General features: G+C 63.2%; 27 protein-coding genes. 11 read left to right on the top strand and 16 right to left on the bottom strand.

The genetic code is table 11. The features are described from left to right. Positions 1-2: 2 nt before the first annotated feature. The 3 genes from JHL17_RS21420 to JHL17_RS21430 are packed head-to-tail and all read right to left on the bottom strand — an operon-like array spanning position 3 to position 775. Positions 3-281 carry a hypothetical protein gene (locus JHL17_RS21420; protein WP_200196244.1) on the bottom strand — a complete coding sequence of 93 codons (279 nt, stop codon included), beginning with the start codon at positions 279-281 and terminating at the stop codon, positions 3-5. Between the two features lie 3 nt (positions 282-284). Next, positions 285-515 (bottom strand): hypothetical protein, encoded by a 231-nt coding sequence (locus JHL17_RS21425; protein ID WP_200196245.1) that lies wholly within the window; start codon positions 513-515, stop codon positions 285-287. A gap of 20 nt (positions 516-535) precedes the next feature. Continuing rightward, positions 536-775, bottom strand: a complete 240-nt coding sequence (locus tag JHL17_RS21430) for a helix-turn-helix domain-containing protein (RefSeq protein WP_200196246.1) — start codon at positions 773-775, stop codon at positions 536-538. A 161-nt stretch (positions 776-936) separates the two neighbouring features. Here JHL17_RS21430 and JHL17_RS21435 point away from each other — a divergent pair, with 161 nt between their 5' ends. Continuing rightward, complete coding sequence (locus JHL17_RS21435; protein WP_200196248.1) at positions 937-1,473, top strand: hypothetical protein; 537 nt, start codon at positions 937-939, stop codon at positions 1,471-1,473. Between the two features lie 30 nt (positions 1,474-1,503). Here the strand turns inward: JHL17_RS21435 and JHL17_RS21440 are convergent, their stop codons facing one another. Next, on the bottom strand, positions 1,504-2,073 hold the full coding sequence (locus tag JHL17_RS21440) for a hypothetical protein (protein WP_200196250.1): 570 nt from the start codon (positions 2,071-2,073) through the stop codon (positions 1,504-1,506). 167 nt (positions 2,074-2,240) lie between these two features. Here JHL17_RS21440 and JHL17_RS21445 point away from each other — a divergent pair, with 167 nt between their 5' ends. Next, positions 2,241-2,477, top strand: a complete 237-nt coding sequence (locus tag JHL17_RS21445; protein WP_425599640.1) for a helix-turn-helix domain-containing protein — start codon at positions 2,241-2,243, stop codon at positions 2,475-2,477. A gap of 63 nt (positions 2,478-2,540) precedes the next feature. Then, entirely contained in the window at positions 2,541-3,110 is a 570-nt protein-coding gene (locus JHL17_RS21450) for a hypothetical protein (RefSeq protein ID WP_200196252.1), read from the top strand. Positions 3,111-3,356: 246 nt separating this feature from the next. Here JHL17_RS21450 and JHL17_RS21455 read toward each other — a convergent pair whose 3' ends face one another. The 4 genes from JHL17_RS21455 to JHL17_RS37200 form a co-directional block, all read right to left on the bottom strand. Continuing rightward, a complete protein-coding gene (locus JHL17_RS21455; RefSeq protein WP_200196254.1) occupies positions 3,357-4,604 on the bottom strand; it encodes a tyrosine-type recombinase/integrase in 1,248 nt (415 codons plus the stop codon). 838 nt (positions 4,605-5,442) lie between these two features. Continuing rightward, the gene (locus JHL17_RS21460; RefSeq protein WP_247893720.1) at positions 5,443-6,480 is read right to left on the bottom strand and encodes a ParA family protein; all 1,038 of its coding nucleotides are present in this window, start codon (positions 6,478-6,480) and stop codon (positions 5,443-5,445) included. Between the two features lie 438 nt (positions 6,481-6,918). Continuing rightward, entirely contained in the window at positions 6,919-7,539 is a 621-nt protein-coding gene (locus JHL17_RS21465; protein ID WP_247893721.1) for a YajG family lipoprotein, read from the bottom strand. A gap of 23 nt (positions 7,540-7,562) precedes the next feature. Further along, entirely contained in the window at positions 7,563-8,039 is a 477-nt protein-coding gene (locus tag JHL17_RS37200) for an outer membrane lipoprotein (protein ID WP_247893722.1), read from the bottom strand. A gap of 299 nt (positions 8,040-8,338) precedes the next feature. Between JHL17_RS37200 and JHL17_RS21475 the strand changes: the two genes are divergently transcribed. The 3 genes from JHL17_RS21475 to pepN all read left to right on the top strand — a co-directional run bounded on the left by JHL17_RS21475 (position 8,339) and on the right by pepN (position 12,247). Next, a complete protein-coding gene (locus tag JHL17_RS21475; protein WP_200196258.1) occupies positions 8,339-8,785 on the top strand; it encodes a hypothetical protein in 447 nt (148 codons plus the stop codon). 25 nt (positions 8,786-8,810) lie between these two features. After that, positions 8,811-9,428, top strand: coding sequence for a hypothetical protein (locus tag JHL17_RS21480; protein ID WP_200196260.1), 618 nt, complete (start codon positions 8,811-8,813; stop codon positions 9,426-9,428). Between the two features lie 161 nt (positions 9,429-9,589). Then, positions 9,590-12,247 (top strand): aminopeptidase N, encoded by a 2,658-nt coding sequence (gene pepN / locus JHL17_RS21485; RefSeq protein ID WP_200196262.1) that lies wholly within the window; start codon positions 9,590-9,592, stop codon positions 12,245-12,247. 116 nt (positions 12,248-12,363) lie between these two features. Here the strand turns inward: pepN and JHL17_RS21490 are convergent, their stop codons facing one another. The 3 genes from JHL17_RS21490 to JHL17_RS21500 all read right to left on the bottom strand — a co-directional run bounded on the left by JHL17_RS21490 (position 12,364) and on the right by JHL17_RS21500 (position 14,264). Beyond that, positions 12,364-12,744, bottom strand: a complete 381-nt coding sequence (locus JHL17_RS21490) for a c-type cytochrome (protein WP_200196264.1) — start codon at positions 12,742-12,744, stop codon at positions 12,364-12,366. A 130-nt stretch (positions 12,745-12,874) separates the two neighbouring features. Then, the gene (locus JHL17_RS37730; protein WP_282189343.1) at positions 12,875-13,654 is read right to left on the bottom strand and encodes an SRPBCC family protein; all 780 of its coding nucleotides are present in this window, start codon (positions 13,652-13,654) and stop codon (positions 12,875-12,877) included. Between the two features lie 151 nt (positions 13,655-13,805). Then, positions 13,806-14,264 (bottom strand): hypothetical protein, encoded by a 459-nt coding sequence (locus JHL17_RS21500; protein ID WP_200196268.1) that lies wholly within the window; start codon positions 14,262-14,264, stop codon positions 13,806-13,808. Positions 14,265-14,463: 199 nt separating this feature from the next. Here JHL17_RS21500 and folK point away from each other — a divergent pair, with 199 nt between their 5' ends. The 3 genes from folK (at position 14,464) to JHL17_RS21515 (ending at position 15,948) form a co-directional block, all read left to right on the top strand. Further along, the gene (gene folK, locus JHL17_RS21505; RefSeq protein ID WP_200196270.1) at positions 14,464-14,994 is read left to right on the top strand and encodes a 2-amino-4-hydroxy-6-hydroxymethyldihydropteridine diphosphokinase; all 531 of its coding nucleotides are present in this window, start codon (positions 14,464-14,466) and stop codon (positions 14,992-14,994) included. Positions 14,995-15,088: 94 nt separating this feature from the next. Then, positions 15,089-15,496 carry a tunnelling fold family protein gene (locus JHL17_RS21510; protein WP_200196272.1) on the top strand — a complete coding sequence of 136 codons (408 nt, stop codon included), beginning with the start codon at positions 15,089-15,091 and terminating at the stop codon, positions 15,494-15,496. A 293-nt stretch (positions 15,497-15,789) separates the two neighbouring features. Then, positions 15,790-15,948 carry a hypothetical protein gene (locus JHL17_RS21515; protein WP_200196274.1) on the top strand — a complete coding sequence of 53 codons (159 nt, stop codon included), beginning with the start codon at positions 15,790-15,792 and terminating at the stop codon, positions 15,946-15,948. Between the two features lie 134 nt (positions 15,949-16,082). On the opposite strand, the gene JHL17_RS21520 is transcribed toward JHL17_RS21515, so the two are convergent. The 5 genes from JHL17_RS21520 to JHL17_RS21540 all read right to left on the bottom strand — a co-directional run bounded on the left by JHL17_RS21520 (position 16,083) and on the right by JHL17_RS21540 (position 22,118). Continuing rightward, entirely contained in the window at positions 16,083-16,451 is a 369-nt protein-coding gene (locus tag JHL17_RS21520; RefSeq protein WP_200196276.1) for a response regulator, read from the bottom strand. A gap of 18 nt (positions 16,452-16,469) precedes the next feature. Then, positions 16,470-19,565: an efflux RND transporter permease subunit gene (locus JHL17_RS21525; protein ID WP_200196278.1), complete on the bottom strand. Its 3,096-nt coding sequence runs from the start codon at positions 19,563-19,565 to the stop codon at positions 16,470-16,472. Positions 19,566-19,569: 4 nt separating this feature from the next. Continuing rightward, the gene (locus JHL17_RS21530; protein ID WP_200196280.1) at positions 19,570-20,721 is read right to left on the bottom strand and encodes an efflux RND transporter periplasmic adaptor subunit; all 1,152 of its coding nucleotides are present in this window, start codon (positions 20,719-20,721) and stop codon (positions 19,570-19,572) included. Between the two features lie 103 nt (positions 20,722-20,824). Next, positions 20,825-21,172: a hypothetical protein gene (locus JHL17_RS21535; RefSeq protein ID WP_200196282.1), complete on the bottom strand. Its 348-nt coding sequence runs from the start codon at positions 21,170-21,172 to the stop codon at positions 20,825-20,827. A gap of 94 nt (positions 21,173-21,266) precedes the next feature. Next, on the bottom strand, positions 21,267-22,118 hold the full coding sequence (locus tag JHL17_RS21540; RefSeq protein ID WP_200196284.1) for a glycosyltransferase family 2 protein: 852 nt from the start codon (positions 22,116-22,118) through the stop codon (positions 21,267-21,269). 252 nt (positions 22,119-22,370) lie between these two features. Between JHL17_RS21540 and JHL17_RS21545 the strand changes: the two genes are divergently transcribed. Further along, on the top strand, positions 22,371-22,997 hold the full coding sequence (locus JHL17_RS21545; RefSeq protein WP_200196286.1) for an ATP-dependent Clp protease proteolytic subunit: 627 nt from the start codon (positions 22,371-22,373) through the stop codon (positions 22,995-22,997). Positions 22,998-23,134: 137 nt separating this feature from the next. Continuing rightward, positions 23,135-23,575 (top strand): PRC-barrel domain-containing protein, encoded by a 441-nt coding sequence (locus JHL17_RS21550; RefSeq protein ID WP_200196288.1) that lies wholly within the window; start codon positions 23,135-23,137, stop codon positions 23,573-23,575. Positions 23,576-23,646: the final 71 nt, after the last annotated feature.

Raw genomic sequence — 23,646 nt, forward strand, 5'->3', positions numbered from 1 at the left:
GGTCAGTCCCCCCACGGATCTTGCGGCTTGGTGACCGGGGCCCAGCCGTAGCGAAGAAAGCCGTGCAGCCGGTCGGCTTGATCGCCTTCCGGCAGGAAGCCGACCAGCTTCATGACGGGCTGCCCTTCGCTCCCCACCTCGGTCAGCAGCGCCCAGGCGGCCAACCGGTTGCGGATCGGGCGACCGCCGGCAATGCCCAAGTCGTCGACATATTCAGCGAACCAGCCGATAGCCGGGATGATCTGCGCCTTGGTGGATAGGGGGGCGGGAGCGTCGGGCATGGCTCAACCTCCCGTGTTGCCGGCCAGCCGCGCCAGGAAGGCGGCGGGCGAATCGGTGATGATCCTGCGGCGCCCGACGGTGACGAAGCGGATGAGACCGTCTCCCATCAGCTCGTACGCCTTGGACCGGCCGATGCCGGCGCCATAGCAGAACTCGGGCACCGAATAGCCCGCCTTGTCGACGCGGGGCGGCTCCGGGACCTTGCCCGGCTGGCCGCGATCAACCTTGGCCATGGTGTGTCCCTCCCGATCCATCAGTCGGCCTCGATGTGCTCGCCGGCCGGGGAGCTCAGCCGGTCCACCTGCTCGGCCGGGACCTCGATTCGCTCGTCAGCCAGGGCGGCCAAACGGTCAACTTCATCGGCGGGGATCAGCCACGCGCGCCCGATTTTGGTCCCCCGGAGCTTGCTGTAGCGCACCAGATTGCGGACGGTCGGGCGCGGCAGCCCGGTTTCGGTCGAGAACTCGGCGATGGTCATGAACCGCTTGGCCATAAGAGCCTCCATGGGGAAAAGAGCGTTCGTTACGGCTATATGCGTAACAGCGTCCGAAGGGGCTTGCAACGGGTAAAGCGCGAACGATACGATACCAGCCGTACTGAACGAGGTGGTTCGTAATGGACGCTTTAAGCTGGAGACGCCCGATTTCGGGGGCGATGGTGGACCACGATGGCAATGTCCAGGTCATCCGCAGCGTCATCGGTGGTGTCGAGGCCAGCTACACCCCGCAGGACGTGCCAGCAGTATGGCGTCGCGTTGTCGACGCTCCGCTGGACGTCGCGGCTCTTGCCACCCGCTGGGGACCTACCGAGAAGTGGGGCGAAGATCAGAGCTTCTGGCAGGCGCTGCACACGGAGCTTTCAGAGGTTGCCGCCCTGTGGTCGCAGAGGGACCAAGCCGGGCGTGAAATCCTGACGAATGGCCTTGAGTCCGATCCGATCAAGCGCAGGGTGCAGAACCATCTCTCCACGATGCGGGGCAAAGGATATTTCGAGGTTGGTCAAGCCGGCCTGCTTTTGAATGTCCGCGCCACCTGTCTTGCAGCGGAGTTGATGTACAGCGCGGCGCAATCTCTGGCGGAAGGAACGAAGTACAAGCGTTGCAGCGAGTGCAGCCAATACTTCGAAGCCAACCGGGCCGATGCGATCTTCTGTTCGTCCGCCTGCCGGATGGCAGCCCATCGGAAGGGATGACGATCAGGCGCGCGAGACGGTTGCAACTCTCTATCCGGCGACGGACTTCATGAAGTCGCGCAGCAGCGCCAAGGCGGTTTCCTGCGCCTCCACCTGATTGCCCTGGCCCATGCCGGCAACGTCATGCGCCAGCAGCTCCAGCACGGCCATCGCGTCGGCCGACGTCTTGGGCGGCGTGGTGAACACGGCGCGCCGGATGTCGCACGCTTCCACCACCAGATGATCCGGCAGGTTGTCGGAGCCGGCCTTGGCGGCGGCAGCGTGCTCATCGAACAGGGTGAGCACCATGGCGCTGGCGGCGGCGAAGGTCTGGTCGAGCGAGGGGATGATGGTCGATGTGTCCACCGCGCTGGCGATGCGTTCCGCCGGCCCGTCGATGGAGGCCATGCGCGCAAGGTCCCAGGCTTTACGGAAGCGCTTCCGGAGATCGCTGAGGTGGGTTTCGATCATGTCCGCGAGGTAGACGATGGCGGCCTCCTCATCTCCTCTTCCCAGGCCATTGGTGATTATGTTGAGCGTGGTGACGGCAGCCTCGGCGGAAGTCAATGGCGACTCCACATCGGAGATTGCACGAAAAAGCGGGGTGCAGGTCTTATCCATGGTGGGCTCCTGAAGGGGCTGGCTGCGGACCGACGGCGGGCAAGGCTTGGGCGTGGCGAGAAATGCTCGCAATGGGTCCGTCGGATGTTGCATCTCGTACTGTTTTCGGTATAATGTACCGATATCATTATCCCATCGGGACATCAACAGGAAATCGGTACAACGTCATGACGATTGCCGCCGTACAGAGCAAAATGGCTCGGGCTGCCGTGGGGTGGGGTGTGCGCGACCTTGCGAAGGAAGCGGGCGTGTCGGTTGACACTGTGTCACGGCTGGAGCGTGGTGAAGAGCTTCAGCCGCGCACCCTTGCCGCGATCCAAACAGCCCTGGAAGCGGCCGGCGTCGAGTTCATTCCGGAGAATGGGGGTGGTGCTGGCGTTAGGTTGAAGAGAGGCAATGCATGAATTGCACAGCTTAGGCAAAATGAAACAAAACATTGGATATGTTAGAAAGTAAGGAAAATTCCGGTGAATTTTACAGATATAATCAAAATAGTTCTCGGAACAGGGGTTCTTAGTGCAATATTAAACTCGATAATTAGTCACTATTTGACTTCTCGTAATGAAGAAAAGATAGAAAGTAATCGAGTAAAGAGGGAGGGAACTTTTTTAGCTATAAGGTTGGCTACTACGTTAGAGGGGTTCGCTCATGAGTGCCAAAACCTTATGGCCAGCAATCAAAACTACTTTACAACAGGTGGAGCAGTTGGAAACATGTATATTATGTTGCCAAAAATTCCTGAATATCCAACTGATTCAGACTGGAAATGTTTAAACGTAGATCTAGCAGAGGCGGCTCTCTCTTTTAGAAATGAAGTAAAAGAAGCTCAATATTATATAGACTTTGAAATAGAAATTAATGACAACGAAGGCGGAGCTAATGAATTTATTGTTGTATCAAGAAGAATTGGTATCGCTTCTTTGAAAATTGCCGAATTGCTCAGGAAAAATTACGGCCTTCCAGAATATAAGCACGCATTAGAATTGATGAATGTATTCGAATACAAAGAGGACGGAGCAGCGAGAGATATAAAATAATAAAAGTTGACGCTTCTTCTCTGAATTAGAAGAGCCCGCCCGGCTCCTACCGTGGCGGGCTTCGTCGTTCCGGAGCGCCGGTAATCCCCGGTTGGTAACCCCGGTAACCTCGGCTCGCGCGATGCACTGATCGGCCGGTTACACCACGCAGTTACACCGGTTACACCATGCTTCCGAGCTGGTGTAACCGAAAAACCGTCAATAAAATCAATGCGGTTACACCGGTTACACCGGTTACACCGGAAATCAGGCATCACCTGCACGTTTCCGCTTCTTTGCGGCCGACAACGGCACCACGTTGGCCTTAGCCCCCTGGCAGAAATCGGCCCACAGCTGCATCAGCACGCGCCGCTTCTCCAGCAGATCGCCGCGCCGATAGGCGGCCTCCACCTTGTTCTTGATGGTGTGGGCCAGCGCCATCTCCGCCACGTCGCTGGGGGTGTTCGTCGTCTCGGCCGTCCAGTCGCGGAAGGCGGAGCGGAAGCCGTGGGCGGTAGCTTCCACCTTCATCCGCCGCAGCACCATGGTCAGGGTCATGTCCGACATGGGCTTGCCGGGCTTGCTGCCCTCGAACACCAGGGCGTCGACGTCATCCGGCTTGCGGGCCAGCTTGCGGGCTTCCTCCAGCAGCTCCAGGGCGCGCGGCGCCAGCGGCACCACATGCGGCTTGCCGGCCTTCATCCGCTCCGCCGGGATCGTCCACAGCTTGGCCGCGGTGTCGATCTCCCGCCACACGGCCGCTCGCATCTCCCCCGACCGCACCGCGGTCAGGATCAGGAACTCCATCGCCAGCTTGACCACCGGGCCGGTCTGGTCGGTCACCCGCAGCTTGGTCAGGAAGGCCGGCACGTCGTCATAGGGCAAGGCGGTGAAGTGCTCGGCCGTGTCCTTCTGCTTCGGCAGTCCCTTGACCACGGAACGCACCGGGTTCTCGCCTTCCCGGTAGTTCTTGGTCGCAGCCCAGTCCAGCACCGTCCCGATCCGCTGGCGCACCCGGCGGGCCGTCTCGGGCTTCTCCAGCCAGATCGGCGAGAGCACGTCCCGCACCTCGGGCATGCCGATCTTGTCCACCGTCATGGCGCCGATCACCGGGAAGGCATAGGTTTCCAGGGTGGTGAGCCACTGGTCAGCGTGCTTTCCGTTCTTCCACGAGTCCTTGTGATCGGTGTGGCAGGCGCGGGCCGCGGTCTCGAAGGTCGGCACGACGCGCATAGCCTTCTGACGCTCGGCCAAGGGGTCGCCGCCGGCACGGGCCACCTTGCGCATGGCCGTCGCCGTATCCCGCGCCTCGGCCAGCGACACCAGGGACGTGGAGCCCAGCCCGATATCCCGCCGCCTCCCCTGCACCATGATCCGCAGGAGCCAGCGCCGGGCGCCCGACTCGTCCACCTCCAGATACAGCCCGTTGCCGTCCGCATGCCGGCCGGGCTTGGCGTTGCGCACTGCAACCGCAGTCAGGGCCTTTTCGGGGTGCCTCCCGGTTCGCTTGGTCATTTCGATTCCCTGCCAATCCTACCCCACACCTCACCCCACATTCTGTTTCGGGTGCAGGCGGATGGCAATGGACAAGCGTGGACGCTGGCGGAAAATAGTTCCGCTCAGATCAATGGCTTATCGAATATTAGCGGACGCTAGCGGACACCAGCAAACGCCTTGTTCTGAAGACACCTCTTCCGCCACAAAATAGGCCAGAGCGTTGATTGCGGTTAAAAGTACGCTTTAGCTCTTGGTATTGACGCAGCTGCCAGCGATAGCTCGTGGACGAAAGCCTCGCTTTCCGACGAATCACAAAAATCTTCGTTCGCATGGAGCATTGCGTCTTCAGTCGAGGACAAGCTGTATATTAGGGACAAATCAGCGCCCTTAAGTCTCCACTGTTCTATCGGCAAATATTCCTTTGGAGATATCGAATAATTATTTAGGCTTACAGCCGATCGTTATCGCCCCCGTTGAACTCTTTCAGCGCCTCCATTTTGGGCCGTGTAGCTACTGCCGGGTCTGTGAGTGTCTGCTAATCGGGGGACTGATTGGCGTCGTTAGTATTCTGTGCCCTGCAAAGTGCTAACCAGCGAGGGTTGCGTTTGTAGGTGTGGGCATCTATGCAAAGGCGGAGAAACTCTGTTAGCGCCTGACCACCTTATAGCAACCGATTAGATGAGCGATTGCAAAATTAGGGGTGCTCGTGACTCATCCAATGTGGAGTTTATTTCGTACGAATGGCGGGGGGACTAAAGCGTAGCAGTGCATAAATCTTGAAAGAGGGCCCCGCAAGAAGAATTGACGGGCCCTCTGTTGAAATCATACATTTAATCAGAGTAGTTTTATCTAATATTTATTTAAGCTCTTGAATGATTTTATCGGCAATGGCATTTATTTGTCTCCTGACTTTCCCAATCAATTTCAACTGAGCTTCAGACCATTTCTGTTTATCACCAGTTAAATTTTTTACTTGCTTGTGTTGATCAAGCTTCGCTGCAGGAACATTTAGCCAAAGGCTATTCTGCATAAGAACATTCATGTCCTCTACTTTCCCTATATTGTAACTTTCTCCATCAATCTCTCTCACCGCTGCATAAGATTTCACATGTTGATTAAGATTTTCCGCGAGCCTATTATTCGACTCATCAATATTGTGGTAATGCGCTTGATCAGCTCTAAGCATTTTCCTTGACCTAGTATCATACCCATTGAAAATCCATCCAGAAAACTGAGGCTTTCCTAGGTTGTCATACTCAGGAGAGCCATAGTTATTTTGCTTAAAGCGAACGATGCCATTTTCCCAATCGGCAATGAACTGAGGAAGCATTTGAGCAATCAAGCTAATGCAATATTCACTAAATGTGTCTGATGTACATGGTATGACAAGATAATCAGAAGAGTAAAGCGCAGATCTTACTAAGCCTCCAAAAGAAGGTGGAAGATCGATCATAACATAATCAAACACCTCTCCATCTTCACGCAATTTTGCCTCTAAAGTTCTAATTGCCGTAAATTTTGCTATTCCATTTCCGGTAAGGAGATCATTGCCCACGCTCAAGGAGTCAGAATAAACGTTTAGCCAGAAATCTCCGGCTACAATCTTCACGTTCTCATTCGTATGAGGACCATCATGAATAGATATTGGACCTGGTCCGGTATTTTGAAGATAACCTTGAAGGAATGAGCGAACTGTTCTGGGTTGAACCGCATTGGAAACAAGTGATTTGAATGCATCAGCGCCGAGCATTGCAATGGATAAATTGCATTGAGGATCGAAATCAATAAGAAGAACTCTTTTTCCTTTTTCTGCAAGAGCATCAGCAACATTCCACGTTAATGTAGTCTTCCCAACTCCACCCTTGTTATTAAACACACTAATGAACTTCGCCATTTTCGGTCTCATCCTCAGGTTTTGGTTTTGTCTTCACACAGGGTTTAAATGTTATTACGAGATCATATTTTCGCAAAAACTGTAAATGCGCAAGAGCAGTTTTTCAATTCTTACCTACAATCTCCCTTTCGAACATATTTTGATTAGAGCCATTACGGTGTGGGCACATTAGCTTGCGTCAGTCAAAAACAAATTGGCCAATTCGTCGATTGCAGATGGAACGGCTGAGCATGTTCTAGACGAAAATCCTATTTTTCAGGATAATCTCATGCATATGTCTCCTCAAGATTAAATACTTCAAGCAGATCGTAAAGAGAATTTATTCGCATAAAATCAATACTACCCCACTCAATTACTGCGTTCATCGACCATCCCGCGAGCCCACCCGAAGGCAAGCTCGTCTCTCTACGCGTCAGTCGAACACCGGAAAACCTGACCTCACGATGTAGGCAGCCCGGCAACCTTCGGCTTGGATCCGGCCTGCACAAGCGCCTGATGAAGGTTCGCATCCTGGACGACCAGTTGGACCGCGTCCCTCAGCGCGGCCGACAGGGCCGGCGCGGCCTGTTCGCCCATCATCAGCATGACGTCCTTGTTGACGCCGACCGCCCGATAGCTGCGGCTGTAGATCAGGGTGCCGTCCTGGCGCTTGGCGGTCAGATCGAACGCGACCTCCGCCACGGCCTCGGCTGTCCAGAATCCGGGCTTGAAGTCATTGTAGAAATTGGTGGTCTGCACCGTGATGGCGATTCCACCAGGGCCGACGTTGAATCCCAGCGACGACAACTCGGTCTGGACGGCTTGCCCCACCTCCGCAACGATGTCGTTCGAAGCGGTGATCTTCGCCATCTCCATGCCGTAGCCATTCTTCTTGGTCGACACCCGGTCGCGGTTGGCGACACGCCCATCGGCCGGCGAAACGCTGATGGTGACGTCCTTGGCGCCTTGGACCACCGAGATATTGGCGGGAGCCGAGTATTTGACCGGGATCGCGTCCTCGGTCAGGGCGCAGCCGGAAACCAGGGCTGCAAGCAGGGCACAAGCCAGGAGCTTCTTCATGTCTTTTTCAATCCTGAGGGTTTTCAATCGACGACCTTGATGCCCTGCGGACGGGCGATCTGGTTCGGCAGATGGTCGGCGGACAGCACGCGCTGATAGGTTCCGCTGGCCTGGACCATCACCCGGTCGGCCGGGTTGAACACCCGGTCGCCCGCCGCCTGCTCCTGAACGATCGTGATGGTCTTTCCGTTGGCGAGGGTGATGGTGTATTCGATCCCGACACGGTCGCTCGCCGCCTGTTCAGCGATCGCACCCACCGCGGCACCCACGAGGACGCCGCCCAGGATCGCCGCGACGTTGCCGCTTCCACGGCCGACGTTCGACATGGCCAGCCCTCCGGCCGTCCCACCGACGACGCCACCGACGCCGGTGTTCTGGCCGCGGATATCGACTGGGCGGGAAGCGACCACCGTTCCAAACTCAACCGCCGATGCCCGACCGACATCCTGGAAGCTGTAGCGGCTTTGACCCTGCGTCGCGCAACCGGCAAGGCTGCCCATCACGCATAGACCTGCGACGATTACTACAAACCGCTTCATCATCACCAACAATGCCCCCTCATGACGAATACCTTCATGCACAATCAACCTGAACATGCCAGGGCGCGGGGGATATGTCGATAGTGGCAAGCACAACGGGAAGACAAAGCAACCATAAGGTCTCTTAACCATCAGCGTGGCTGCCCAACACCCCCGAATGTCATACGCTGGTATGGACCTCTATCCTTTTGCGACCCCTCGATTGCTCTGCTAGCGTCGCTTCAAGAACATCGGCCAAGAACATCGGAAGGGGTGGAGCAATGGGACTGATCAGCTTTCTGAAGAAGGCTGCCGCCGGTCATACCGACGGCCAGAAGCAGGCGCGCTACGACCGGGCGAATGCGCGGTTCAACGACTACAACGAAGTGGTCCAGTGGTATGCCGAGGACGGGAGCAACGACGGCAACCCCACCATTCTCCAGGACTATCAGGCACTCGCGGCTTTACCATTCCGTCCGGGGCATAAGGCGACTTTGGTCGGCTACCGCAACGACATCACGCGCAAGCTTGGCCATGCCGCCCACATCGGCACCAAGCAGAACGCCTGGATTTCCGCCTTCCTGCGACCCGAGGACGGCACCGTCTATTGCGCCTATGTGCTGCTGCGCGACAACAACCAGCAGTTCGCGATGATGAAGCCCTATTGGTTCCTCTCGGGCAGCGAGACGGAGGCCGGGTTCAAACGGTCCGTCACCGGCGTCATCTGACTTCGCGAACAGGAGAGGTCCGCACATGCCGAACGTCGCCGATCTGGTCGCGAATCCCGAAAGCTTCCTCAAGAACAACCTGATCCTGATCCAGTACCAGGCCTACCAGCCCAACTACCGCGTCGGCGGCGTGAAGAACTTCAGCCTGGACGACGACGGCATGACCTGCACCCGGAAGGGCACCGGCGTCATCTCGCAGTTCAAGACGAAGAACGCCGCCGTCTGGTCGCTGCGCTACGAACAGGGCAACCGGCCGGGAAACTGGAGCGCCTATTGGCTGCCCTATGACCAGGACTTCAAGCATCTGGTGGTGCTGGACGACGAGGCCGACGTGATGTTCACGCCGGCGATGGACGGCTGCTCCTTCGGCTTCAGCGACCATGGCGGCGGCACCTATTCCGCCTCGCACGGCAACCTGCAGACCGCCCAGGGCCGCATCGACGAGGCCGGCCTGCGCCAGGGCATGCGCCTGCACGCCACCACGCTGCACAAGTCGCAATACATGAACGTGCCCGGCACCGACGGGGTGAAGGTCACGCTGGTCGGGGTGCGCAACGGCAAGAAGTGGCGCTTCTTCTATCAGCAATATCTCGACAACATGGGCGCCTTCACCCTGCTGAAGGTGGCCGAGGTCAAGAAATAAGGCGGCTGCCGGCTCCGGCCGGCACCCCAGCTCCGTCCTGATTTCCGACCCCATTCCCCCCATTCCCGCCAGAGACAGCCCGGTTCCGCCTTGCTACAGTTCCTGTCCCCTCGGACCCGTCCCGCAGGGCCGTTCCGTACGACAGACCAGAGACAAGGCACATGGACAAAGGCACGCCGAAGGCCATCCGGCTCCAGGACTATCGCCCGCCGGCGCATCTGATCGACACGGTCGACCTGTTCGTCGATCTGGGCGAGGACGCCACCACCGTCCGCGCGGTTCTGGCAATCCGCCGCAACCCCGACCGTCCGGAGGCGGCGACCGAGCCGCTGTCGCTCGACGGGCAGCGGCTGGAACTGGTGTCGGTGGCGCTGGACGGCCGGACGCTGGGACCGGACGAGTTCACCGTCACCCCCGATCACCTGATCGTGCTGGAGGTGCCGGACCGCTACACGCTGGAAACCATCGTCCGCATCAAGCCGCAGGAGAACACCGCGCTGGAGGGGCTCTACAAATCCTCCGGCAACTTCTGCACCCAGTGCGAGGCGGAAGGCTTCCGCAAGATCACCTATTTCATCGACCGGCCGGACGTGATGGCGCGCTACAGCACCACCATCACCGCCGACAAGGCGCGCTATCCGGTGCTGCTGTCCAACGGCAACCTCGCCGCGTCGGGAGAGCTGGAGGGCGGGCGCCACTGGGCGCGCTGGGAGGACCCCTTCCCCAAGCCCTGCTACCTGTTCGCGCTGGTCGCCGGCACCCTCGTCCATGGCGAGGACCGCTTCCGCACCGCCTCGGGGCGCGACGTCACCCTGCGCATCTATGTGGAGCCGGGGAACGAGGACAAGATCGACCACGCCATGCGCTCGCTGGTCAAGTCGATGCGCTGGGACGAAGAGGTCTATGGGCTGGAATACGACCTCGACATCTTCAACATCGTCGCGGTCGGCGACTTCAACATGGGGGCGATGGAAAACAAGTCGCTCAACGTCTTCAACACCAAATACATCCTGGCGAAGCCGGAAACCGCGACCGACACCGACTTCCTCAACATCGAGGCGGTGGTCGCGCACGAGTATTTCCACAACTGGACCGGCAACCGCGTCACCTGCCGCGACTGGTTCCAGCTGTCGCTGAAGGAAGGGCTGACCGTCTTCCGCGACCAGGAATTCTCGTCCGACATGCATTCCCGCGCGGTGAAGCGCATCGCCGACGTCCAGGGGCTCCGCACCGTGCAGTTCCAGGAGGATGCCGGCGCCATGGCCCACCCGGTGCGCCCGGACAGCTATGTCGAGATCAACAACTTCTACACCCCCACCGTCTACAACAAGGGTGCGGAAGTCATCCGCATGATCCACACCCTGCTGGGGCCGGAGAAGTACCGCAAGGGCACCGATCTCTATTTCCAGCGCCATGACGGGCAGGCGGTGACCTGCGACGATTTCGTCGCCGCCATGGCCGATGCCAGCGGTGTCGACCTGACCCAGTTCCAGCTGTGGTACCGGCAGTCCGGCACGCCGGAACTGGACATCGCCGGCAGCTTCGACGCCGCGGCCAAGACCTTCACCCTGACGGTGAAGCAGACGGTGCCGCCGACGCCGGGCCAGCCGACCAAGCAGCCGATGCACATCCCGCTGGTGGTCGGTCTGCTCGGCCCCGACGGGCAGGACCTGCCGCTGCGTCTGGACGGCGAAGAGGCTGCGGACGGCACCAGCCGCATCCTGCATGTCACCGCGGACAGCCAGAGCTTCACCTTCCGCGACATCCCGGCCCGGCCGGTGCCGTCGCTGCTGCGCGGCTTCTCCGCCCCGGTGAAGCTGAAGACCGACCTGACCGACGCCGACCTGACCTTCCTGATGGCGCATGACAGCGACGCCTTCAACCGGTGGGAGGCCGGGCAGATCCTGGGCACCCGCATCCTGCTCGGGCTCGTCGCCGACCAGCAGGCCGGGCGCGCCCTGGTTCTGCCGGAGGGCTATGCCGACGCCTTCGCCAAGATCCTGGAGGATGCGGAGCGCGACCCCGCCTTCGCCGCCCAGGCGCTGGTGCTGCCGACCGAGGCCTATCTCGGCACGCAGATGGCGGTGGTCGATCCCGATGCCATCCATGCGGTGCGGGAATTCGCCCGCAAGACGCTGGCCGGACGCCTGCGCGACCGCTTCCTCGACCTCTACCGCCGCAACGGCAGCCAGGAGCCCTTCTCCGTCGATGCCGCGGCCATCGGCAAGCGCGCGCTGAAGAACCTGTGCCTCGCCTATCTGATGGCGCTGGAGGACGCCGAGGCGCTGGATCTCTGCCTGACGCAGTACCGCACCGCCAGGGGCATGACCGACGAGATCGCGGCGCTGCAGTTCCTGTCCAACGCCGCCTCGCCGGACGGGGAGAAGGCGCTGGCCGACTTCTACGAGCGCTGGAAGGGCGAGGCTCTGGTGGTCGACAAATGGTTCGGCGTGCAGGCGATGTCCCACCGCGCCGACACGCTGGAGCGCGTGACCGCCCTGCTCGGCCATCCGGCCTTCGAGATCCGGAACCCGAACAAGGTCTATGCCCTGATCGGCGGTTTCGCCAACGGCAACCCGGTCCGTTTCCATGACGCGGGCGGTGCCGGCTATCGCTTCCTCGCCGACCAGGTGCTGCGCCTCGACCCGATGAACCCGCAGGTTGCCGCCCGGCTGATGGGGCCGTTCTCCCGCCTGCGGCGCTATGACGCGGCCCGCCAGGGGCTGATGAAGGCCGAATTGCAGCGGATCGTCGCGGCGCCGGGGCTGTCGCCGGACGTCTACGAGGTGGCGAGCAAGAGTCTCGCGGCCGCAGGCTGAGACTCGGGACCAAAGGACCAGGCCTGGGATCAGCCCGATAAACGAAGGGCCGGTGGCATCGCCACCGGCCCTTTTGCCGTCCAGGATCCCCGGCCGGCGGCCGGGGGAGAGCGGCGTTACTTCTGCTCGGACAGGAAGGCGATCAGGTCGGCGCGCTTGGCGTCGTCCTTGAGGCCGGCGAAGGCCATCGTGCCGCCCGGGACGATCTCCTTCGGCGCCTTGATGTAGGCGTCCAGGTTCTCCGCGGTCCAGACCAGGCCGCCGGCGGCCTTTTCCTTCATCGGGGCGGAATATTTGAAGCCTTCGATCGAGGCGGCCGGACGGCCGACGACGCCGAACAGCGACGGGCCGACCTTGTTCTTGCCCTGCTCGGCGGTGTGGCAGGCCATGCAGACCTTGAAGACATCCTTGCCGGCGGCGGCATCGGCCGCCTGGGCGGCACCGGCACCCATCACGACCGCGGCGATGGCGGCAACGCCCATCAACAGCTTCTTCATTCTTCGGCTTCCCTTCCGATGGATCGACCGGCCGACGGCGCCGACCGGAATCGCGCGGCAGCATACACATTCCAAAAGGGTCTCAAACCCCCTTTGATGCAGCCGTACGACCAATGAACAATTGGCCAAGCTAATTCATCCAGGCCAGCGACGCGAGCAGGACGACGACCACGAGCAGCGCCGCCCACGGAACGTAGAAGTTGCCGCTGCCGCCGCCGAGACCACGGCCGATCGGCAGCGGCAGCGGGATCTCCGGCGGGGGCTCCGCCACGCGCGTGGCGGGTTTCGCTGCAGCCGGCTTCGGCGGGACGGCCGCGGAGGATGTCGCAGGATCGGAATAGACGGCCGGCCGGGTTGCCGGCTGGGCGGCAGGGGCCGCAACAGCCGGTTCGGTCACCGCCGGTTCAGCCAGGACGGTGGGCGTCACCACCGGGTCCGACGCCGGCTGCACCTCTGCGGCGGGCACTTCGGTCGGAGCGGGGCCGACGATCTGGGTGAAGCGGGAGAAGAACTCCTCCGCCATCTTGCGGGCGGTGGCGTCGACCAGCCGCGATCCGATCTGCGCCAGCTTGCCGCCGACCTGGGCTTTGGCGGTATAGCTCAACAGCGTGGCGCCGCCCTCGTCGGACAGGGTCACGGTGGCGCCGCCCTTGCCGAAGCCGGCCGCCCCACCCGACCCTTCACCGGTGATGGTGTAGCCGTTGGGCGGGTCCAGGTCCGACAGGGTGACCTTGCCGGCGAATTTGGCGCTGACCGGGCCGACCTTGGCGACCACCTTGGCCGTCATCTCGGTGTCGGACTGCCGGATGACTTCCTCGCAACCGGGAATGCACTGGCGCAGGATGTCCGGATCGTTCAGCGCCGCCCACACTACCTCGCGACCGGCCTCGATCCGATGGCTTCCACTCATGTCCATGGTTCGTGGTTCCTCCAACCCTGATGCGGCCCTTCGCGGGCGTCGGTGCCCCGGCTGCAGCCGGGCTTATGGTCGAGAATATGGCATCGCCGGGCGCCGCGACAGCCCCGGCCGCCTCATCTCAAAGTCTTAAGCGCCGGCTTCTTCACCCCCGCGGCGCCATGCAGTTGCTGACGATCGGCGTGCAGGACGACAGCGACGCGCCGGCCGGGTAGCTGACCTGCTCCACCGTGCCGCGCGGACCGATCACCACCGTCGCCTCGCAACCCGTCGAGGTCCCGCCGCCGACCGGCACCCCGAAGCCGAGGCCGAGCCCGACCCCGCCGCTGCCCCCGAAGCTGCCGGCGCCGATGCCGATGCTGCTGCCCGGGCTGTAGGCGACGGCCGGCCGGGCGACATAGCTGTAGTATTCGCGGCCGGAGGCCGTCGCCTGCCGGTCAGGCACCCCGGCGCAGGCCAGCAGGTCGGCCTTGGGCATGCCCACCATGGCGGTCTGGGCGCGGCGCGCCACCTCCGGGTCGGGGCCGGTGGCACAGCCGGCAAGGATGGCGGCGGTGCCGCCGAGAAGGATCATCGCAGCGCCCACGGTCCTTGCCCTACCCATGTCTCGTCCTCCACCAGAATATCGTGTCATCGCCGGGTTCTTCTCAACCGGTTGATAGAATGCTGAAACCCCGCCGCCGCCCGTCCGTTCCCGAAAGCGGCGGAGCGATCCCGACGCGACGGGCGGCATGACGGGAAGGCTTTGATTTGCTAGGACTCCCGCCATCCGTCCATACCAGCATATCGGGACCGCCAACGCCATGGCCGAGCTTACGCCCCCCTCTTCCTCGCCTTCTTCCGCCGTCACGGTCCATCTGGCACTGGGCGGCAATCTGGGCGACCGCGCCGCCAACCTCGCCGAAGCGATCCGGCGGCTGGCCGGAGCGGTGGAGATCGATGCGCAGTCCGCCCTCTACGAGACGGCGCCGATGTATGTGACCGACCAGCCGGCCTTCCTGAACATGGCGGTGCGCGGCACCACCCGCCTCGGCCCGGCGGAACTGCTGCGTTTCCTGAAGGAGATCGAGGCGTCGCTCGGCCGCGATCTCGGCGGCCTGCGCTTCGGACCGCGCCCCATCGACATCGACATCCTGCTCTATGCCGACCGGGTGGTGGCGGAGCCGGATCTGGAAATCCCCCATCCCCGCATGGCGGAGCGCGCCTTCGTCCTCTGCCCGCTGGCGGACATCGCGGCCGACACGATCCATCCGGTCCTGAATCGGCGGATCGATACCCTGCGCGACGAGGTGCCGGGCCGCGAAACCGTTCTGCGCATCGCTGACGCGCTCTGAACCGGCCCGAGCGCGGTGGCACGCGGCAACCACACCGCCTATAGTGCCGGGCTGAACGCAATGCCGGCGCCCGCTCGCCGGCCGGGAGAGTCTGTTGTCGGACGATAGCGCAAAACGGGCCGTGCTGGTCCAGCCGGGCGGCGCACCGCTCACCTACACCATTCTGGTGCGCGGGTTCGCCGCCTCCGTCGCGCTCGCCGGCCGCGCCGACCGGGCACAAGTCCGCTTCGACCTGACGCTGACCGTGACCCATCCCGGCCCCGGCTTCCCCGACGACATCGAAGCGGTGATGTCCTACGAGGACATCGTCGAAGACTTGCGTCGTCTTTGCCGCGAATCCAATGTACCGGGTGCCGATTATTTGGCCGACCGTGCCGCGGACTTGTGCCTGTCCCACGGCAGGGTGCGGCGGGTCCAGGTCGACGTCACGGTCCCTGCGGCCGACTCGAGCGATTCGGCGGCCGGGACAAGCCTGACGCGCGCACGGCCGGACCGGGCGTGAGCTGCCCGTTCCGTCCCCCCGCGACTTAATACTGCAATACACAAAGATATAGCGACTCTTGACAAAAGGACGGGTGACAATACGACCTCGTCTGAGTTATGGTCTCCATATTGTATTTTTAACCCACAATCCGGACCGAAGGGGGTATATCCCCAGCGGCGATCCGAACACCGAAAGCCGAGACGAGCGCGCAGCAGGGATTAGGCCAATCGCCATTGCCGGCTTCGACCGTCCGCCGATCCCCCTTCCGGGACGGCAACGGCTCCGGGAGGCCGGACACAAGGGAGGGACGCATGGACCGCAACACGACGCCGACCCTTTCCGAACTGCTCGAGGATCCGATCGTGATCGCCGTCATGGCGCGCGACGGGATCAATCCCGACAGTGTCCAGCAACTCTTCGAGCGCCTCCGCCGGAGCCGGCGAGTACAGGAAGAACGGCTCGCCGCCTGAACTGCGGGCTCCCTGACCAGAGCGTCGCATAAGACCCGGTCAGGTCAATCGGCTGGAATCCTCCAATTCGAAGCGCCGCTGTCCCCGGAGAGCGGCGCTTCGCGATTCCGGGGGGGCCGACCGGAGCGGGAACCTCACCCTTGCAGAACGGCGCGCACGACCTCGATCACCTCCCCCGGGGTGAAGGGCTTGCGCAGGGTGCGGTGCGCGCCCAAGGCTTCGGCCACCGGAAGCACATCGAGCGAGGCGCGGGCGCCGCCGCCGGAGATCGCGATGATCTTCAGCGTCGGCGCGTTGCGCCGCAGTTCCATGATCGTCGCCAGCCCTTCCTGGTTCGGCATGAAGATGTCCGTGATGACGAGGTCCACGGCACGGTCGCGGAATTGCTCCATCCCCTCCACCCCGTCCCGGGCGCCGACCGCCACGTGACCCGCCATCGTCATCGTGCGCAGCAGCACCGCACGGGCCACGTCGTCGTCATCGATGATCAGCACGCTCGCCATGGCGCGACTGTCTCCTCCTCACTCTGCCGGATGGGGCAAGCCGTGCGCCTGCTCCGCCGTGTCATCCGGCATCGGCCTCTTGCGGGCAAGGTAGCTGTAGACCGTCGGCACGACGAACAGGGTCAGCAGCGTGCCCAGCGTCATGCCGCCGACGATGACGGCGCCGATGGCCTGCCGGCTTTCGGCACCGGCGCCTTCGGCATAGGCCAGCGGCAGCGCTCCCAGCACCATGGCACCGGTGGTCATCAGGATCGGACGCAGGCGCAGCACCGCCGCCTCCTCCACCGCCTTGCGGATGTCGGTCCCGGCCCGCTGGAGCTGGTTGGCGAACTCGACGATCAGGATGCCGTGCTTGGTGATCAGACCGACCAGGGTAACGAGGCCGATCTGGCTATAGACGTTCATCGTCCCGCCGCTCATCTGCAAGGCGGCCAGCGCGCCGGTCATCGACAGCGGCACCGTCAGCATGATGACGAAGGGGTCGATGAAGCTCTCGAACTGCGCCGCCAGCACCAGATAGATGAAGGCGAGAGCCAGGACGAAGACGAAATAGAGGCCGGTCGCCGATTCGCGGAACTCGCGGCTCTGTCCGGCATAGTCGGTCTGGGCTGTGGCCGGCAGCACCTTGTTCGCCGCCGCCTGCATCACCGCCAGCGCCTCGCCCAGGGAGGTTCCCGGCGCCAGCGTCGCGGTGATGCTGGCGGAGCGCAGCTTGTTGAAGTGGTTCAGCTCCTTGGGCGCCACCCGCTCCTCGACCTTCACCAGATTGGCGAGCGAGATCATCTGACCCGCTCCGCCGGTGGCAGAGGTGCCGCCGCGCACATAGATGGATGCGATGTCGTCCGGGTTGCGGCGGTCGACGTTCGCCACTTGGACGATCACGTCATACTGCTTGCCGTCCTTCTTGAAGCGCGTCACCTGCCGGCCGCCCAGCAGGGTCTCCAGCGTACGGCCGACGGTGTCGACATCCACCCCGAGGTCGGCCGCCTTGTCACGGTCCAGCGAGACCCGCAGCTCCGGCTTGTTCAGCTTGAGGTCGGTGTCGAGGTTGGTCAGGCCCGGGAAGTTGCGCGCCTCCGCCATCATGGCGTTGACCATCGCCTGCAGCTCCTCGAAGGGCAGCGAGGTCTGGATAACGAAGTTGACCGGCTTGTCGATCGGGCTCTGGCCCAGCGACGGCGGGTTGGTGACGAAGCCCAGGATGCCGGGAATGCCGAACATCTTGGGGAACAGCTGGGCGGTGATCGCCTGCTGCTTCACGTCGCGCTCGTCCCAGTCGATCAGGCGGACGAAGGCGATGCCCTGATTCACCACCGGGAAGCCGACGACGACGAAGAACTTCTCCAGCACCGGGATCTGGCGGAACAGCGCCTCCATCCGCTGGGCATAGCCCATGGTGTAGTCCAGCGTGGACCCTTCCGGTGCGATGGCGATGCCGACGATGGTGCCGCGATCCTCGACCGGCGACAGTTCCGACTTCAGGCCGGTGAACAGCACATAGCTGGCTGCGGCGACACCCAGCCCGATCAGCAGCACCAGCGGGCGGACCCGCAGGGACAGGCGCAGCAGGCTGCGGTAGCCATCGGTCATTCCCTCCAGGAACCGCTCGATGGCGCGGTAGACGATGCCGTGCTTGGTCTCGTGCTTCAGCAGCTTGGAACACATCATCGGCGACAGGGTCAGCGCGACGAAGCCGGAGACGATCACCGCACCGGCGAGCGTCAGGGCAAATTCGGTGAACAGCCGCCCGGTGCGGCCGGTCATGAAGCCGATCGGCGCATAGACCGCCGCCAGCGTGATGGTCATGGCGATGACGGCGAAGCCGATCTCGCGCGATCCCTTCAGCGCCGCATGGAAGGGGTTCATCCCCTCTTCGACGTAGCGGAAGATGTTCTCCAGCATGACGATGGCGTCGTCGACGACGAGGCCGATCGCCAGCACCATCGACAGCAGGGTCAGCGTGTTGATGGAAAAGCCGAAGGCATACATCAGGGCGAAGCCGCCGATCAGCGACACCGGAATGGTCACCAGCGGCACCAGCGTCGCCCGCAGCGAGCGCAGGAAGAAGAAAATGACCAGCACGACCAGGATGATCGCTTCGAAGATGGTGTGGAATACCGCATCGATCGACTTGGCGATGAAGACCGAGCTGTCATAGGCGACGTCCACCCCCATGCCGTCGGGCAAAGCGGCGGTGATCTTCGGCAGCGCGTCGTTGACCGCCTTCGAGACGTCGAGCGGGTTGGCGGTGGATTGCTTGACCACGCCGATGGCGACGGCGCCGCGGCCGTTGAAGCGGGCGCTGACCCGCTCGTCCAGCGCCCCCAGCTCCGCCCGGCCGACGTCGCGCAGCCGGACCAGATATCCCGCATCGTCGCGCAGGATGATGGCCTCGAATTCGGCCGGGCTGCGCAGGTCGGTTTCCGAGACCACGGTGAACTCGCGCGCCACGCTTTCGACGCGGCCGGCCGGGATTTCGACATTCTGCCGGCGCAGCGCGTTCTCGACATCCTGCGGCGTCACCCGGTAGGCCGCCATCCGCTGCGGGTCGAGCCACAGGCGCATGGCGAAGCGGCGCTCGCCGAAGATGCGGACCTGGGCGACGCCGGGCAGGTTCTGCAGCCGGTCCTTGACGTAGCGGTCGGCAAAATCGGTCACCTCCAGTGGCGAATGCCGGTCGGAGGAGAAGGCGAGATAGAGGATCGGCTGAGCGTCGGCCTCGACCTTGGCGATCACCGGTTCGTCGATCTCGCTGGGAAGCTGGGCGCGCACGCGGCCCACCCGGTCGCGCACGTCGCTGGCGGCGACATCGACGTTGCGGTCCAGCCGGAAGCGCAGGGTGATCTGCGACTTCTCCGCCCGGCTGATCGAAGACATGACATCGATGCCCTCGATGCCGGCGAGGCTGTCCTCCAGCGTCTGGGTGACCTGGCTTTCGATGATCTGGGCCGAGGCGCCCTTGTAGGTCGTCTCCACCGTGACGACCGGCTCGTCGATCTTGGGATATTCGCGGACCGACAGGCGCTGGTACGACACGACGCCGATCAGCATCAGGGCGAGGCTCATCACCGTCGCCAGGACGGGACGGCGGATGGAGATGTCGGAGAGGACCATGGCCTCAGCTCCCGGCCGGCTTGCCGGGCAGCACCGTCACCGGCACGCCGTCGCGGATCTTCAGCTGACCGGCGGTGACCACCATGTCGCCGGCGACGAGTCCCTTGGAAATCTCCACCTCGGCATTGCGGCGTTCGCCCAGCATCACCCGGGTCTGGGCCACCTTGCCGTCCACAACCTTGAACACGTACTGATCCTTGCCGAAGGCGACGACGGCCTGCTCCGGAACCAGCACCGCGTCGGGCACCGTGGTCAGCGTCAGCGACACCCGGGCGAACAGGCCGGGGCGCAGCGAGCCGTCGGGATTCGGCACGCGGGCGCGGATCGCCAGGGCGCGGCCGTTGACGTCCACCAGCGGGTCGATGGCGTAGACCGCGCCATCGAAGCTGCGTCCGCCGAAGGCGTCCACCGCCACCTTCACCGTCTGCCCGACCCTCACCGCCGGCAGGAACATCTCCGGCACGCGGAAGTCGAGCTTCAGCGTGTCGATGTCCTCCAGGTTGACGATGTCCTTGCCGGCCTGGACGAAGTCGCCGACCGACAGTTTGCGCAGGCCGAGCACCCCGTCGAAAGGCGCGGTGATGACCTGCTTGTCGAGCTGCGCCTTCGCCAGCTGCACCGCCGCCTCGTCGGCCAGCAGCTTGGCCGAAGCCTGCTCGCGGTTGCGCAAGGGGCCGGTGTTCTGGCGGACGAGTTGGTCGGCGCGCGACAGCTCGGCGCGGGAGAAGGCGATGCTCGCCTGGGCCTGGGCGAGGGTGGCGCGGGCGATGGCGTCGTCCAGCCGGACCAGCACCGTGCCCCTGGCGACGCGCTGCCCCTCCTTGAAGGCGATCTCGCTGATCCGGCCGGCGATCTCCGGGCGGATCACCACCGATTCGTTGGACAGCAGGGATCCGACGGCGGTCACCGTCCGCTCCACCACGCCGACGCGAACCGCCGCGGCTTCCACCGCAATCGCCCCCGACATCGGCGGGCCGCCGCCGGGCGGCTTGGCTCCGGCGGAGCCGCCGGGCGGCGGCGCATTGCCGGAGACGGCACCGCTCATCATCGCCGTCAGCGCGGCGACGGTGCCGCCCTGCTTCACGAAATACCAATAGGCCCCGCCCGCCAGGGCGGCCAGGACAAGGAGTGCGGCGATGCGAAGGGTATGGCGCATGGGACCGGGACCGAGGCGAGTTTCGCGCTGCCTTGGCGCAACCGAAGGGTCCGCTGGGCAAGCCGAACTATATCATTCAGTTCAAATCCGGAGTCGAGAAGGTTCAGCCAATCGAACCGTCCGTCGAACCGATCATGTCCGCCGCCTTCGGACCTTCGCCACCCTCCAGCCTTCCTGCCCGCATCGGCACCGTTCGGCCGCCGCAGAGGGTCACCCACAGATCGGCGGGATCTCCAGCCACCACCGGGCCGTCCCTCTCCATCCGGCGGACATCGCCCCCCTCGAGGTCGAGCCCCGGCGCGCAGCAGGGCGACTCGCCGGCCGGCACCAGGGCGCGGACCCGGCCATCCTCGATCCGGATATCGCGTAATCCGTCGTGAACCCGCGCATTCTTCAGCCAGAATTTTCCGTTGGCGGGGATGCGGGCAAGGCAGCAGGTCGGGGCGTTCATGGAGTTTACCCGTGTCCGGTCCGGCGATGTGCAATGCAACAAAGCTGACACGAAATGGTAAAGCAAAGCCAGCGGCAGCGTGGCGTTTCAGGGTTTACCCTTCCCCCAGCGCCAGGAATTCCTGGAAATTGGCACAGCGGCCGGCGCGGAAGGCAGCGTCATAGGCGGCGTTCCGAGCGCGCTTGACGACGATGGCCTGCATGAAGCGGTGGCGCAACGACTCGTCCCGGATGCCGAACCCGTCCCCTGCCAGCCGGTCCAGCGCACGGCGATAGCAGCGCTCCGCACGCTCTCCGCTGTCGGCGGAGAAGGTGATGGAGCCGGCACGCTGGCGATATTCATAGAAAGGCGTCGAAACCAGCGGCACCGGGCCGGCGGCGTCGAGCACCCGGACATTGAAGACAACGTCGTCGCAGAAATCCACATCCTCGTCCCAGCCCGGCACCAGATCCCGCCGCACCACCGGGAACATCGGCACGGAGGTCTCCAGGAAGCAGGCGCCGTCCAACAGCGCCGGCGCCTGCTCATCCCCATACAGGCAGCGCAGCGGCGACCCGTCCGTGTCGCGGACCACGGCGACATTGTCGAAGGCAGCACCATGGCGGACGGCAAGAGGCACCAAGGCCGACAGGCGGCCGGGACGGAAACGGTCGTCGGCATCCAGCGGCGCCACCAGTGCCAGCCGCGCGGCCTTCAGCCCGACGTTGCGCGCGGCGGGGGCACCGGCCCCGATCCGGCCGGTGCTTGCGAAGACCAGGCGCGGGTCGTCGATTCCGGCGGCCTGCAGCGTCGGGCGGTAGTCGGTGCCGTCGTCGCTGACGATCACCGCCTCCCAAGCCGTCCAGTCCTGGGCCAGCAGGCTGCGGACCGCGCGGGCGATGGTGTCGTGGGCGCGGTGGGCCGCGACGATGACCGATACGCCCCGCCCCGCGCCGCCATCGGACATTCCGCCGCACTCCTGCTCCCGGCCGGTCCGGCCGTCCAGGTCGAAGTGTGGCCGCCCGGCCATCCGCGCGCAACCCGAGGCGTGACCGACGCCATCGATTTTGGCCCGCCGGACGTTGAACATGAAGCCCGGACGGGCTATGTGGTGAAGCAGGCAAGGCGCATGCGGCAGCGGGACAGCAGTCGGGGCATCCCTCCGGCGACGAATCCCGGTCCCGATACCCCGCTTCCGATACCAGGGAGAAGAACATCAATGGCGCAGGTCGGATACACCCGGTTCGACGACGAACCCGAAAAGGAACCGGACGAGAAGTCGAAGGAAAGCGCCCAGCCGCAGTTCGCCGCCGTGCAGCAGAGCCTGTTCAAGGCGCGCACGGTCCTGATCTTCGGCCAGATCGACATGAAGCTGGCGCAGGTCGTGTCGGCCCAGCTGCTGGCGTTCGCGCATGAGAGCGACGACGACGTCACCGTCGTGGTCAACTCGCCGGGCGGCCATGTCGAGGCGGGCGACACCATCCACGACATGATCCGCTTCATCAAGCCGCGGGTGAAGATGCTGGGCACGGGCTGGGTCGCCAGCGCCGGCTGCCACATCTATCTGGCGGCGAACAAGGAAGACCGGTTCTGCCTGCCCAACACCCGCTTCCTGATCCACCAGCCGCTGGGCGGAACGGGCGGCCGGGCGACGGACATCGCCATCGAGGCGAAGGAAATCATCCGCATGCGCGAGCGTCTGAACAAGATCATCGCGCGCGAGACCGGCCAGCCTTTTGAAAAGGTCGCCAAGGATACGGACCGCAACTATTGGATGCAGTCCGACGAAGCCAAGGACTACGGCATCGTCAGCCACATCATCAACACGATGGACGAGCTGAAGTAAGACTTCCGTCTCGGCCTGAAGAAACGGGGCCTTTCTCCAAATCGGAGGAAGGCCCTTTTTCTTTTGGCAAAGGGGAAACCAATCGGCCGGCAAAGGCGTTGATCCGCCACAACATCCACGAAAGATGGAGCCAACCGATGAAACGCTATCTCGTTCTGGGCTGCACCGCCGCGCTGCTCGCCGCCTCCCCCGCCCTGGCCGCGTCGTCTGAACACAGCGTGACCAAGTCGAACAATCCTTCGGTTGCGGCCATCGACGACAGCGCCGATCCGGCGCTGATGAAGATGCATGTCGACCAGTTGAAGGGTAAGGACATCTACGGCGCCAAGGGCGAGAACATGGCGGAGATCGAGGACGTCGTCCGCTACAACAACAAGCTCTATGCCGTCATCGACGTCGACCACACCATCGACGTCAGCGACAAGGACGTCGTCCTGCCGCTGAACAAGCTGCACATGAAGGGCGACAAGCTTACCCTCAACATGACCGAACAGCAGCTTCAGGGCCTGGAAAAATGGCAGAAGGGCCGTTACGAGACCATCAAGGGCAAGGGTCCGTTGAGCGAACTGTCGCGCTGAACCGGGGCCTGTGAGAAGGCGGCGGGGGGAAGCTCCTCCGCCGCCGGTTCCACACGGCCAAGGGTGATGTC

Origin of the sequence: Azospirillum endophyticum (genome assembly GCF_016595245.1) — a bacterium.
In the GTDB taxonomy this organism is placed as follows: Bacteria; Pseudomonadota; Alphaproteobacteria; order Azospirillales; family Azospirillaceae; genus Azospirillum; species Azospirillum endophyticum.